Origin of the sequence: Kitasatospora sp. NPDC058063, assembly GCF_042885395.1 — a bacterium.
Lineage (GTDB): Bacteria > Actinomycetota > Actinomycetes > Streptomycetales > Streptomycetaceae > Kitasatospora > Kitasatospora lactacystinica.
Window position 1 is genome coordinate 1 of sequence record NZ_JBHVSD010000057.1, and the last position, 10,751, is coordinate 10,751.

Annotated in this window: 14 protein-coding genes; 4 read left to right on the top strand and 10 right to left on the bottom strand. The window is 72.8% G+C overall.

The window, feature by feature from the left end:
• Window positions 1-550 precede the first annotated feature (550 nt).
• From ACFVUY_RS42855 to ACFVUY_RS42865, 3 genes are all read right to left on the bottom strand, one after another.
• Entirely contained in the window at window positions 551-901 is a 351-nt protein-coding gene (locus tag ACFVUY_RS42855) for a type II toxin-antitoxin system PemK/MazF family toxin (protein ID WP_387695912.1), read from the bottom strand.
• Window positions 898-1,143, bottom strand: coding sequence for a hypothetical protein (locus ACFVUY_RS42860; protein WP_387695910.1), 246 nt, complete (start codon window positions 1,141-1,143; stop codon window positions 898-900). Before ACFVUY_RS42860 ends, ACFVUY_RS42855 begins: the two co-directional genes overlap by 4 nt.
• A gap of 254 nt (window positions 1,144-1,397) precedes the next feature.
• Entirely contained in the window at window positions 1,398-3,041 is a 1,644-nt protein-coding gene (locus ACFVUY_RS42865; RefSeq protein ID WP_387695909.1) for a replication-relaxation family protein, read from the bottom strand.
• Between the two features lie 721 nt (window positions 3,042-3,762).
• Between ACFVUY_RS42865 and ACFVUY_RS42870 the strand changes: the two genes are divergently transcribed.
• The gene (locus ACFVUY_RS42870; protein WP_387695907.1) at window positions 3,763-4,107 is read left to right on the top strand and encodes a hypothetical protein; all 345 of its coding nucleotides are present in this window, start codon (window positions 3,763-3,765) and stop codon (window positions 4,105-4,107) included.
• A gap of 7 nt (window positions 4,108-4,114) precedes the next feature.
• Here the strand turns inward: ACFVUY_RS42870 and ACFVUY_RS42875 are convergent, their stop codons facing one another.
• Complete coding sequence (locus ACFVUY_RS42875) at window positions 4,115-5,188, bottom strand: hypothetical protein (protein WP_387695906.1); 1,074 nt, start codon at window positions 5,186-5,188, stop codon at window positions 4,115-4,117.
• Between the two features lie 330 nt (window positions 5,189-5,518).
• Between ACFVUY_RS42875 and ACFVUY_RS42880 the strand changes: the two genes are divergently transcribed.
• Window positions 5,519-5,758 carry a hypothetical protein gene (locus ACFVUY_RS42880; RefSeq protein ID WP_359909777.1) on the top strand — a complete coding sequence of 80 codons (240 nt, stop codon included), beginning with the start codon at window positions 5,519-5,521 and terminating at the stop codon, window positions 5,756-5,758.
• Window positions 5,759-5,801: 43 nt separating this feature from the next.
• Here the strand turns inward: ACFVUY_RS42880 and ACFVUY_RS42885 are convergent, their stop codons facing one another.
• The 4 genes from ACFVUY_RS42885 to ACFVUY_RS42900 all read right to left on the bottom strand — a co-directional run bounded on the left by ACFVUY_RS42885 (window position 5,802) and on the right by ACFVUY_RS42900 (window position 7,841).
• Window positions 5,802-6,029 carry a hypothetical protein gene (locus tag ACFVUY_RS42885; protein ID WP_387695905.1) on the bottom strand — a complete coding sequence of 76 codons (228 nt, stop codon included), beginning with the start codon at window positions 6,027-6,029 and terminating at the stop codon, window positions 5,802-5,804.
• A 193-nt stretch (window positions 6,030-6,222) separates the two neighbouring features.
• The gene (locus ACFVUY_RS42890) at window positions 6,223-6,603 is read right to left on the bottom strand and encodes a hypothetical protein (RefSeq protein ID WP_387695903.1); all 381 of its coding nucleotides are present in this window, start codon (window positions 6,601-6,603) and stop codon (window positions 6,223-6,225) included.
• Window positions 6,604-6,903: 300 nt separating this feature from the next.
• Window positions 6,904-7,299 carry a hypothetical protein gene (locus ACFVUY_RS42895; protein WP_387695902.1) on the bottom strand — a complete coding sequence of 132 codons (396 nt, stop codon included), beginning with the start codon at window positions 7,297-7,299 and terminating at the stop codon, window positions 6,904-6,906.
• Window positions 7,296-7,841: a transcriptional regulator gene (locus ACFVUY_RS42900; protein WP_387695901.1), complete on the bottom strand. Its 546-nt coding sequence runs from the start codon at window positions 7,839-7,841 to the stop codon at window positions 7,296-7,298. Before ACFVUY_RS42900 ends, ACFVUY_RS42895 begins: the two co-directional genes overlap by 4 nt.
• A 904-nt stretch (window positions 7,842-8,745) precedes the next feature.
• Here ACFVUY_RS42900 and ACFVUY_RS42905 point away from each other — a divergent pair.
• Window positions 8,746-9,168: a hypothetical protein gene (locus tag ACFVUY_RS42905; RefSeq protein ID WP_387695900.1), complete on the top strand. Its 423-nt coding sequence runs from the start codon at window positions 8,746-8,748 to the stop codon at window positions 9,166-9,168.
• A 299-nt stretch (window positions 9,169-9,467) separates the two neighbouring features.
• The gene (locus ACFVUY_RS42910) at window positions 9,468-10,061 is read left to right on the top strand and encodes an RDD family protein (protein ID WP_387695898.1); all 594 of its coding nucleotides are present in this window, start codon (window positions 9,468-9,470) and stop codon (window positions 10,059-10,061) included.
• Between the two features lie 137 nt (window positions 10,062-10,198).
• Here the strand turns inward: ACFVUY_RS42910 and ACFVUY_RS42915 are convergent, their stop codons facing one another.
• On the bottom strand, window positions 10,199-10,438 hold the full coding sequence (locus ACFVUY_RS42915; protein WP_387695896.1) for a hypothetical protein: 240 nt from the start codon (window positions 10,436-10,438) through the stop codon (window positions 10,199-10,201).
• 84 nt (window positions 10,439-10,522) lie between these two features.
• A partial coding sequence (locus ACFVUY_RS42920) for a DUF6213 family protein (protein ID WP_387737330.1) occupies window positions 10,523-10,751 on the bottom strand: 229 nt, incomplete at its 5' end.

Here is a 10,751-nt window from a genome sequence, read left to right on the forward strand (position 1 = left end):
GGTCCCTACGGGCCTTCGGCCCTCCGTTTCGCCACCGCCCTCCGGGCGGTGGGCGGACCCGCTCCGCGTGTCCGTGGCCTTCCCTTCGGTCAGGCCGGCCCGGCTCCGCTCGGGCCAAGCACCATTCCGCTTCGCTCCACGGTGCTAGTGGACTGAGGCTCGTTCACATGGTTGAACTGGGTTTTTGGCTGAACTCACGACAGGCTGACTGAGGGAGGGGTGGGCACCGTGGTCGTGTGCGGGTCGGCTTCACGACCACGGGAAGGGCTGGCTCCTTCGCCGAACCAGCCCTGGGCTATGGCAGGAGGCGGGCTTGCCTGGTGACTGCACGTCAGAAATGTATCAGTTGTAGCCTGTCAGGAAACCTTGCCGGATGTGCGGTGTGGATCCTGACTCTCCGGGGATTCGCCGGGGCGGCGGAATTCCCTGCCCTGGCCTCCCCACCTGGGGCGTTTCAGAATTCGACTGTCGGGAATTCTTGCCGTTTTCCCTGTGCGGGTTGGACGAGGTGCGGTCCCGGGTGGCCTTGCGGCGGCCCGGGACCGGGGCGTCAGAGGTCGATCATGAGCCGCAGGTAGGTGCGGATCTCGTCGGCTTCCTTGTCGGTGACGGTTCCGAGCGGCCTGGCGCCGAGGAGTCGTTGCTCGGAGATGGTGCGCACGTCGTCGGTGCGGGCCCAGCTGGGGCGGTCGAGGCCGGAACCGCGGGAGGTGACGGGGACGTGGTGGGGCAGGCCGCGGTCGGCGGTGGTGAGGGGGACCACGATGGCCATGGCGGTGGGGAAGGCGGCGAACAGGGGGCTGGAGACGACCACGACGGGGCGTCGGCCTGCCTGCTCGGAGCCGATGACCGGGGACAGGTCGGCCATCCAGACCTGCCAGGGGGCGGACTTGCGGCTCACGCCTCACCGCCCAGGCCGTCGCCGGCCACGCCGTCCCACTGGTCCAGCTCGTTCTGGTAGTCGGCCCAGGCGGTCTCGTCGGCCGCCAGGCGGGCGTAGGCGGCGAGGATCTGGTTCTTGCGGTGCTCGGTCAGCAGGTGTTCCAGGGCGGCGTTCAGCGTGACTCCGCCGAGGTCGTCGGCCGCCAGGCGCGCGAGCTCGTCGCGCACCCCGGCTTGCACCTTTATGGTCGTCATCGTCATACCGTCGAGGATACCCAGAGGTATACCGTCTGGCATCCCGGCAGAGGCGCCTCCGGGGGCCCCGGGCAGGCCGCCGGGAGGCCGGCCCTCCCGGGTATGCGCCCTCTTTCTCCAGAGAATTGGTCTTCCTGGGCGCTTCTGTTTCCCTGCTGGAGACGGGTAATTCCGCCACAGAAAGCGCTTCGGCCGCCATATCTGGAATCGACATAGCGGCCAAAGAATGAACACTTCTTCAATGCGCCGTTCTTGATGCCCTACGGAATGGACCGTCCATACGGAATCTGAGTCATGCTGTAGGGGGTTTCTCCGTTGCTTCTGGCCTGCTTCGGCCAGCGTTTTGCGTGGAGGAGACGCACCTGCCACCAGGGGTCGTCCCCGGGCGGGCTGTTCTTCTCGGCGTGGCGGAGGGCGCGGGCGGTGGGCAGTTCCAAGATGATCGGCCGCCCCTTGGCGGTGCGGCGCCGGCGGTCGCAGGACGGGCACTCCAGGCGGTCCGGGTCGGCGTTCCCGTCCAGCTCGCCCTCGGAGTCGTGGGCGCCGCCGAGCGGGCCCTTGCAGGTGTGGCACGGGTGCAGGGCGTCGTTGTGGGCGCGGGCGGCGAGCAGCACCTTGCGCAGCTTCGCCAGCTCGGCGTCCTGCTCGGCCTTGGCGGCCCGCTTCTGCTCGGCTTTCTCCTGGTCCTCGCGTTCTTGGCGGCGCCGGTCGATGAGGTTCCAGTCGGGTTCGTCGTTGAGGGCGTCGGTGAGGGAGTGCCAGCCGGGCCGGCCGAAGCGCCACCAGGTGGGTCCTTGCCAGCCGTGTTCGCGCAGGCGCTCGACGGTGGTGCCGAGCACGGGGATCTTGCCGTGGAAGGTGGCGTACGCGACGCCTTCCTGCTCGCCCGCCCAGCCCTGCCAGTGCTCGCTGGTGGCGTCGCGCAGGCCTTTCAGGCGCTGTTCCAGGGCCTCGGGGCTGTAACGGGGGCGGCTGCCCCTGGTGCCCTGGTCCAGGACGAACAGCACGGGCGGGCGGACGGTGCGACGGTGGCTGTAGCCGTACTCGGGCTCGGGTGCGTTGTAGCGGACCTCGACCTCCAGGCGCTCCTGGCCGCCGTCCTGGACGGTGCGGTCGAAGTAGCGCTTGTAGTTGTCGAGCTTGCCGGCGACCTTGCGGATGTCGGTCATGGTGCCCCGGTCGAGCTCCAGGAAGAGGACCGGGATGCCGATCTCGGGCAGGCGGACGACGGCGTCGGGGATGACGTTGAACTTGCCGGTGATGGTGTGGGGTGTCTCGGTGGCCCAGGCTTCGATGCCGCCGGGCAGCGGGCCGGTGGGCAGGGCGCGGCGCGGGGGTGCCTGGCGGTTGTCGGCGCGGGGCGGGGCGCCGTGGGTGGTGGTGCCGGTGACGGCGGTGATGATGAGCTCGTTGACGAGCATGGCGTGCGGGGCGCCGGTGAGGCCGGCGCCGCGGGCGTGGCCGCCCATGTCGCGGTCGTCGCCGAGGGCTTCGGCGGCGGCGGCCAGGCCGAGCGGGGTGAGGCCGACGATCTTCTCCGCTCCGGGCCCGCCCGGCGTCGGCTTCGCGTCCCCGTCGGCAGAGGCCGGGGCGGTCTTGGGTGCGGGGCGGCGGCCCGGCGGCGAGGTGGCGCCGCGGACGTCGACCAGCTTGTGCTTCTCCAGGTCCCGGACCGCTTCGGCCACGTGCTCGACGCGGTGGTGGGCGCGGTACTCGTCGGCGGCGATCAGGGCGTGCAGCTGCTTGTAGGTGGCGATCTTCAGCACGCCCAGCGCCGCGAGGACGTCGGCGCGCAGCGGGGCGGTCGAGCCGTTGGGGTTGCGGGCGGAGCGGCGGAAGTGCACCCGACCGGGGCGGCTCGGGCCACCGGGCTGCTGCTCGTCCTGGTCGTCGTGGTCGTCCATGCTGCTCCCCGTGGTGATGATCGTCCTGCCTCTCTACCTCACACCACCGACATCGCCCGGCCGCCGCCCGTCTCCGCCAACGCCGCCCGCTCCCGCGCGCGCCGACCACCGGGAGGCGCCCGGCCGCCCCGGCCGGGAAGGGAGGGCAGAGCGGCTCTGGAGCGGGTAGGGCAGCACTGGACCCGGCGGTGAACCCGAGCCCGCCCTACCCAACTGCACCACCAACCACCAACAGCTCAAAGAAGGGAAGGGAGAGGGTTTGTCGGCAGCACCGGTAGGCCAGAATCTTGGGGATGACCTGGGCGGATGTCGAAACCTTGGTGAGGGGAGCCCCCCGGGGCAGCACCCGGGGACGGCCCCGGGGAGACACCCGGGGATCTGTGGCCGGCTCTTTCGCCTCGCTGGCCCGTGCGCGCGCCGTGACGGCGCTTCGGGTAGCACGCCGGACGTTACCCCGGGGCGGGCTGTGGGCGGTACCTCGTGCGGGCGGCTCGACGCGGGCCGCGGTCGGCCGGTCTTGCGCTGCGGGTTTGGCGGCCGGGGTGACGAAGGCGGGTCCGGCGGCGTTGGAGCGGGGGTGAGCAGTACTTCTTCGTCCCGTGCGCGGCGCGGTCTTGGGCTGGGGCCGGGTGCTGGCCGGGCTTTGGCCGCTGTGGGTGTCCAGTCGTCGCGGTCGCCGTTGCCGTGGGCTCAGGAGTCGGTCGACGCGGATCTGCAGCGTGTGCTGGCGGAGCATCGGCGGCTGGTGGCCGAGCGGTGGGCGGAGGTGTTCGAGGACCTGGACGAGGACGTCCTCGGCGAGGCCGGCCAGGAGGCCCGGCAGGACGGGCGGGACCCGGGCCGGGCCGTCGACGTCCTGGTGCGGGGTCTGGTCCGGCAGTTGGAGGAGTGGAAGAAGGCCGCCACCGGGCTGGAGGAGGCGCTGGGGGCGGCGGCGCTGGGGCGGCCGTTGCCGGGGTGGGCGGCGGAGGCCCTGGCCGCCGAGCAGGGCCGGCTGTGGGGGGCGCGGCAGGCGCTGCTGGAGGCGATCGCCCGGCACCACCACGGCGGCCCCGCGCCCTGGTGAGGACCGGTCAGCGGGCGGGGGTCGGCCCGGTGGGCCGGTGGGCGCGCAGGATGGCGTCGAGTGCCAGGTCCGCGGTGGGGTGGGTCTTGGGGCGGGAGAAGTGGTCGACGAGGAGCCTGGCGGTGCCGCGCGGCTGGTGGAGGAGGGCGATCCAGCCGGCCTGGCCCCACGGTCCGTCGGGCAGGGGCGCGGTCCATCCGACCGGCCTGCTGTGGTGGCGCAGCTGGAGAACGCCCTTGGCGTCGGGGGTGAGCCAGGAGCCGAGTTCCCAACCGGGGCCGAAGGTGACCTCCAGGTCGTCCAGGAGGTCGGGGAAGTCGAAGCGGGTCTCGGGGTCGGTGCAGGCGGTACGCCGGGCCTGCTCGGCGACGTCGGCCGCCGACTGCCAGGCCGGCGCCTCCTCGGTGGCCACCTCGGTCGCGGGGGTCGGCTCGGTCGCGGGGGCGGTCGCAGCGGGGACGGTCGCAGCGGGGGCCAGGGTTTCGCCCCGCGAGGCGTTTGTCTCCTCCGAGGCGGCGCCGTCGTCGTCCGGGCCGTCGAGGCCCCAGCGGTCGATCCGCTCGCGGGAACGGGCGACGACGCGCTCGTGCGCGCTCAGGTGAGGCCAGCGGGCCTTGTCCCGGATCTCCTGTGCGGCCATGTAGGCGCGGGTGCCGTAGGCGGGCAGCACCTTCGCCAGTTCCGCGAACGCGTCGGCCGGATCACCGGCGGCGGTCTCCTCCAGGAAGCGGGTCAGGCGGTGGCGCAGTGCGTCGGCGATGCCAAGGAGGTGCCGGCCGTCCTGGCCCAAGTGGGCAAGGTCGTCGTCGGTCTCGGCCTCGGTTGCTGTTGCGGGGGTGGCGGGTGCGGCGCTGCGTGGTGCTGCGGTGGGGCTGGGTGCGGTGTCCTCGGCTGCCGCTGCGCGGGTCTTGGCCTTGAGGCGGTCGATCTTGCTTCGGCACGAGCGCGAGCAGTACTGCTTCGGGCGTCCGGTGGGGCCCTTCGGCGCCGGGTTGGGGCAGTCGGGGCGGGCGCACTGCGGGGCTTGGCCCGCGCCGTCGGCCGGCTGGTCGGTGGCGGCGGTCGGCGGGGCGCTGTCCATTCCGGGATCGTAGCCGCCGAGGTCGGCGTGCCGGTCGGGTTTCGCCTCGCATCCGGTGGCGGGGCGATAGTCCGGGCCCCGCGGGGCGGGACAAGGGGGTCTGCGGCACGGCCCCGCCGGGTTGTCCTGGGGCCGTGCCGTACTTCGGTGGCGGCGGCGAAGCGGGTGCGGCACGGTCGTGGGGCGGGGGTGTACTGGTGCGCTGACCTGCGGTGGGGAGTTCGGCGGGGCGAAACTCCCCGGGTGTGCGGGGCGGAACTCACCGGGCCGTTCGGTGCTCTGTTGGCCGGTCACCGGGTGCGGTGGTGTCCGGCGTCGGCGGAGGGTGGGGTGGTGGGCGTTCTCGTGGTGATCGAGCAGCCGCAGCAGCCGGACCTCCTGGTCGTACACGCCGCCGGCTCCGACCCGGACGTGCCCGGTGACCCCCTGCCGGTGACGGCCTGCGGGATCGAGACCGCGAGCATGGTCGTCGACCCGTGGCGGCCGTCCGGTCCGGGCTCGCGCTGGTACCCGCCCCGGTACGCCGGCCACGTCTGCCCGCGCTGCGAGCGGGCCGTCCGATCGATGTGAGCGCCGGCTCCTGGGCGGTCGGCCCGATTCGGGTCGGCCTCGGTCAGGCCGGGGCCTGGGCGGTGAGGCCGCCGGGGCCGAGGCGTCGCCGGCCGCCTTGCGGGAGGACCTGGCCGGACTCGGCCTCGGAGGAGGTCGGGGCGGAGAACGGCGAGCTGAGACGCTCGGCCGGGAGCAGCCGTTCGGCGAGCGGTTCGTCGGCAGCGTCGCCCGCGTGCGAGAACGGCTGGGCCAACGGGCGCCGGGGCGGATGGCCGTTTTGATCACTCATGGCTGACAGTCTGGCACCCCGGGCTCGGCTACGGACGGGATGGGTACGAGGCCGAGCCCGCCCTGGCCCACCGACCCGAGCGAGGAAAGGCGGGTCGGGTTCGCCGGGGTCAGTGCCGAGCTGTACGCCCACCCGTTCTGGGCGACGAACCCGGCGGGCCTGGGCGAGGCGGCCTCGGCCGGCGGGCCGCCGCTCAGGCGGCCGCCGCTTCGGCCTCGCTGATGCGCTTGTGCACTGCGGTCAGGAGCTTCGGGTACTGGCCGTCGGCCCTGGCCTCGCCGAAGGCCGGATGCTCGCCCGCCTTCGTCCAGGCGGTGCCGGCTTCCTCTCGCAGCTGCCGGAGCCGCTCGGTGAGGTCCGGGGGCCAGAACGAGGCGGCGGGCCCGTCCTGCAAGGCGCCCGCCGGCGGATCGGCCGGCCAGCACAGGCGCTCCAGCCACTGCTCCGGAGCGGGGAATCTTGTACGGGCCTCCGCCGCGATCTCGGCGGTGAACTCCTCGACCGCACGCTGCGCGGCCCGGGCCGCCAGCTGCAGAGCGATCAGGTCGTCGGGAACAGAGATGTCATCAGGCACAGGAGAGGAGCCTACGGGGCTTGAAGATCTGAGACACCTGTCCCAGCACTCCCGCAACACCGGTCCGTCCCCCAGGTGGCAGCGTTTCGCCGCGCCACCCGGGGCACCGAGGCGCGTGGGTGCCACGCCGAACGCGCCCGAGCTTTCCCGCTGGCCCATCGGCCCGGCGGCCGCGGTCCGGCCATCGCGCCCGGCCACGCTGCCAACGGCGCCCGCCGGACCCGAGACGCGCACTCACGGGCCATCACCGGCGGGTGCCGCCTTCCCGACATCCGGTCGAGTGTCGGATCGGGGTCCCGGCTACTCGTCGTCGTGCTGTCCGAACGGCAGGTGGTGGATGGTGGCGAGATCGCCTTCGTCCTGTTCCTCGTTCTCGCCGAGGAGTTCGGCGGCGGCCTCCATCACCAGGGGGCCGACGCGGTAGAAGTTGATCGGGCCCTGCCGGTAGACGAGCTCCAGCCAGCCTTCCGCGGCCAGGCGCCTGATGCTCTTGGAGACCGTCGGCTCGCTGAGTCGCAGGCTCTCGGCGATGGCCTTGCCGACGGTACGGACGGTCTGGCCGAGCGGGACCGCGGTGGCGTAGAAGACGAGCACACGGAAGTCCGCCCCGGGGGCGCCGGCGGTCCGCAGGAGGAGCTCGTGCATCAGCGCCGGGGTGAAGTCGGCGGTGTCCCGGGTCATGGCTGCAGTCGTCACGCGGCCTTCCTCTTCCTCGTGCTCCTGGCGGGCTTGGCCGGCGTTTCCTTGCCGGCCGCCGGGGCGGGCACCACCGGGAAGCGGGCGTCCTTGGTGGCGTCGACCTGCTTCTTCGCAGGGCCGTCGTAGCCCGCTCGCGGGTTGACCCGGTAGAACCGCATCCGCCCGAACTTCTCGGCCTCCAGGAGGAGCCCACCGAGATGGAGCTTCTCCACCGAGGCGCGGACGGTGCCCTGCGCCGGCCCCAGGGTCTCAGAGATCTCCTTGAAGGTCATCCGCAGCGGTTCGGCTCCGTCCGGGGAGTGCGCCAGGTAGAACCCGAAGATGTCCCGGTCGTTCTGGTCGTAGCCCGAGTCCTTGCGCCAGAGCTTGCGCATCAGCGCCTTGGAGACGTTGACGTGACGGCCGGGATGCGGATTCCAGTCGTACCGGACCTTGTCCGGACCGGACTTCGCGTCCTCCTCGCCGAAGAGGTCCAACTGCATGACCTCGCCTGTTGCCCGGTTCACGCCCTGCGCGCGCACCGGGTTGGATCGCGCCATACCCCTCCTCACCTCTGGTCATTGCCTATAGGCAACGCGAGTGACTCACCATACCTTGACCTTGCCTATAGGCAAGTGTCTTGACGTCCAGCGCGCCACGTGTCGCCCCATAGAGATTGCCTATAGGCAAGGTGAATGTGCGATTCATGCACTCGAATGTGCCGATCATGCACTCCATATGCTGTCTGACCAGCAGAAATACCGTCCGCCTCTAAACACTCAGGAGAAGGCGTCCCTTGGCAGGTGCGGCCATCCAGTGGCACGGCAGGCGCAGGCCGGATCGTCGGCCCCTGGCTTGACGAGCCCGGGCAACCTGTTGCCGGTGGGTATCGGCGCTGCCCCCGGCTCCCGGGCTTGGCGCACGAGGCGGCCGGTCCAGTGCCCGCAGTGGTCAAGGGGTACAGCAAAGTGATCGTCAGGTGGGTGGCAGCCTCCTGCCCCACCCGGTGGTGGGCAGGCGCGGGGCCTGGTCACCCAGGCGCGGCAGGTACGCGAGCCACCCCGCACATCAACCAGCTGTTCCGGGGGCAACTGCCCAGGCATAGGGCCGGCCACGGCCCGGGCCGGTGCAGCGACGGGCCGACGGCTGGGCCGGCCGCGGCCCTGACGGCGGATCCGGCGGCGCAGGGTAGGCGGCAGCGAAGGATGGTCCAGCGCATCCGGGCGCTGGCCAGGGTGCGGTAGCGGAGCGCGCCGCGGCCGACCGTCCCGGTCGGGATCGACCGCGACGGCGTCGTGGTTGTTGCCCGGGCCCGGTCCGGGCGGCAGGGCACACGGGCCACGTTCCGAAGTGGGGAGATCGAGGGGAGGCCCCTGGCGCCGTGCCGCTGATCGATTCTCCGCATGCGCCCGCCCTCCGGCCGGGCGAGGGTGAAGGGAACCGGAGGCACTGCGGGAGGCAACGGTGGGTGAAGCCAGAACCGACACGCCGGACGAGGCGCACCGTCGGCCGGCGGGGTTGAACGACGCGACCGTCGAAGCCCTGGGGGTGCTGTCGAAGGCGCTGGAGTACACGGTGCGGGCACGCGGTCATCTGGTGGCCTTCCACCAGATGACCGGCGGCGCTGACAAGATGCTCGCCGAAGCGGCCCGCCTGCTGCGCGAGGCCGGCCACCAGGAGCAGGCCGACCTCGTCGAACACCGGCTGGTGGGCCGCGACGTCCTGCCGGGCATGTGGACCTACCAGGTCGTCGAGGCCTACGACGACACCTACTACCGCGTCCTGGAACAGGCCGAGGACCAGGTCCGCCGCGAGCTCGCCGCCGGACGCCGGCACCTGTGGGAGGCCGAGATGCAGCAGGCCGCCCGCTCCCGACGGCCGTCCTGACCGACGGCCTCGACGGGGCGCAGCGCGGCCGGGTCCCGGGGGACAGGGGGTGGTCCGCGGGACCCGGCCGGTGGGAGGCCAGCAGCGCCGGGGAGGACGTGGCGCGGCTGCTCTGCTCGGCGGCCCGGTGGTGCCGTGGTGGGGCCCCCGTGGCGGGAATGCTAGACCCGCCGATCGGCCGGTGAACAGGGGTTTGACCTGCGATCTTTCGGCCGCGAACATGTCATTCGGGGTTGGAAGCCCCGGATTTTGCGCGCGCCCCGGCGTGCCCCGACCGGCCGGAGGGGCGTTGACCGGTCATGAACGATCCCACGCCACACCCCACCCTGCCGTCGGCCGCCGCGTCCTGGTGGCACGCCGGCGCCCCGGCCGGTCCGGCCCCGACCGCGTACGCGAGGAAGTGCGCCATCCCGGGACTGGCGTCCTGGGCGCAGCGGGCGACGGCGGTGGGTGTGGAGGTGGGGATTGCGGGCGGGTTGATGACGGCGTATCTGGCCGGGTTGTCGGTGTTGTCGCCGGCGTTCGCGGCGTTGCAGGTGGTCGCGTTGTTCGCGGGCGAGGACATCCGGGGTGTGTTGGCGGGCGGGTACTGGGTGGTCGGCGGCGGGTGGCTGCTTGTGCAGTGGGCCGAGCGCGGGCGTACCGGTCAGTGGCTGGGTGGGCGGCTGGTGGGGATCGTGCTGGTGGACGAGGACACGGGTGCGCCGATCGGGGCGGCGCGGGCTCTGGTGCGCGGTGTTCTGCACGTTCTGGACGCTCTGCCGGGGTTCGCGGGGTTCGTCCGCCCGGTGACCCAGGTGCGGCGTCAGACCTGGGCCGACAGCATCAGCCGCAGTGTCGTCGTGCGCCAGGACGTGATCGATCGGATCGCCCTGCCCCGCCAGGGGCAGTAGTCGGCGCCGGCTCGCCCGTGCCGCGGCACGGGCGGCGCACGGGCGTGGCGGCGTCAGCGGTGGGGGCCGATGAGCAGCACGGTGAGCACCGCGTCGTCCTGGGCGTCGTGCTCGGGGCGCCCGGTCGTGTCCTGGCCTCAGGTCCAGTAGATCCGCCAGGCGCCGGCGCCGTTCTCCACGTAGGAATCCCAGACGCGGCGGCCGATGTGACCGGGCAGGGCGTGGTAGCGGTGGGTGCGCAGGCCGGGGTGGCGGGGGTCGGCGGCGAGCTGGTCGAGCGCGCGGCGTACCCGGCGCAGCTTCGCCGGGTCGGTGCGGCGGCGTTCCAGGCAGCGCAGGGTGCGGGCGGCGGTGGGGGTGTAGCGCAGCGTAGGCATCGCGGTCTCCTTCGTCGGGGGCATGCGAAAGGGCCCGCCTCCCCGGTGGTGGGGAGACGGGCCCGTCGTGCGTGGGCGGGTGGGTCAGCCGGCGGGGTGGACGTGGCCGGCGGTGGCGATGCACTCGACGTCCAGCTGGTCGGCGAGGGCGGCCAGCACCCCGCACAGGCCGCCGGTGGTCACTGGGTCCATGCCGGGCACCCCGTGCTGCGCCCACGCGTCCCAGACGGCGGCGATGCAGCGCAGCAGGCCGGTGACGGCGTCGGCCGGGACGACCAGGGCGCCGTTCTGGTCGTGGTGCACCGGGATCTGG

Bases quoted from the DNA above. Each gene is read 5' to 3' on its own strand.
- ACFVUY_RS42875 (WP_387695906.1), bottom strand. From the start codon at position 5,188: ATGGACAGCGCCCCGCCGACCGCCGCCACCGACCAGCCGGCCGACGGC.
- ACFVUY_RS42900 (WP_387695901.1), bottom strand. From the start codon at position 7,841: ATGGCGCGATCCAACCCGGTGCGCGCGCAGGGCGTGAACCGGGCAACA.
- ACFVUY_RS42860 (WP_387695910.1), bottom strand. From the start codon at position 1,143: ATGACGATGACGACCATAAAGGTGCAAGCCGGGGTGCGCGACGAGCTC.
- ACFVUY_RS42865 (WP_387695909.1), bottom strand. From the start codon at position 3,041: ATGGACGACCACGACGACCAGGACGAGCAGCAGCCCGGTGGCCCGAGC.
- ACFVUY_RS42910 (WP_387695898.1), top strand. From the start codon at position 9,468: ATGAACGATCCCACGCCACACCCCACCCTGCCGTCGGCCGCCGCGTCC.
- ACFVUY_RS42885 (WP_387695905.1), bottom strand. From the start codon at position 6,029: ATGAGTGATCAAAACGGCCATCCGCCCCGGCGCCCGTTGGCCCAGCCG.
- ACFVUY_RS42915 (WP_387695896.1), bottom strand. From the start codon at position 10,438: ATGCCTACGCTGCGCTACACCCCCACCGCCGCCCGCACCCTGCGCTGC.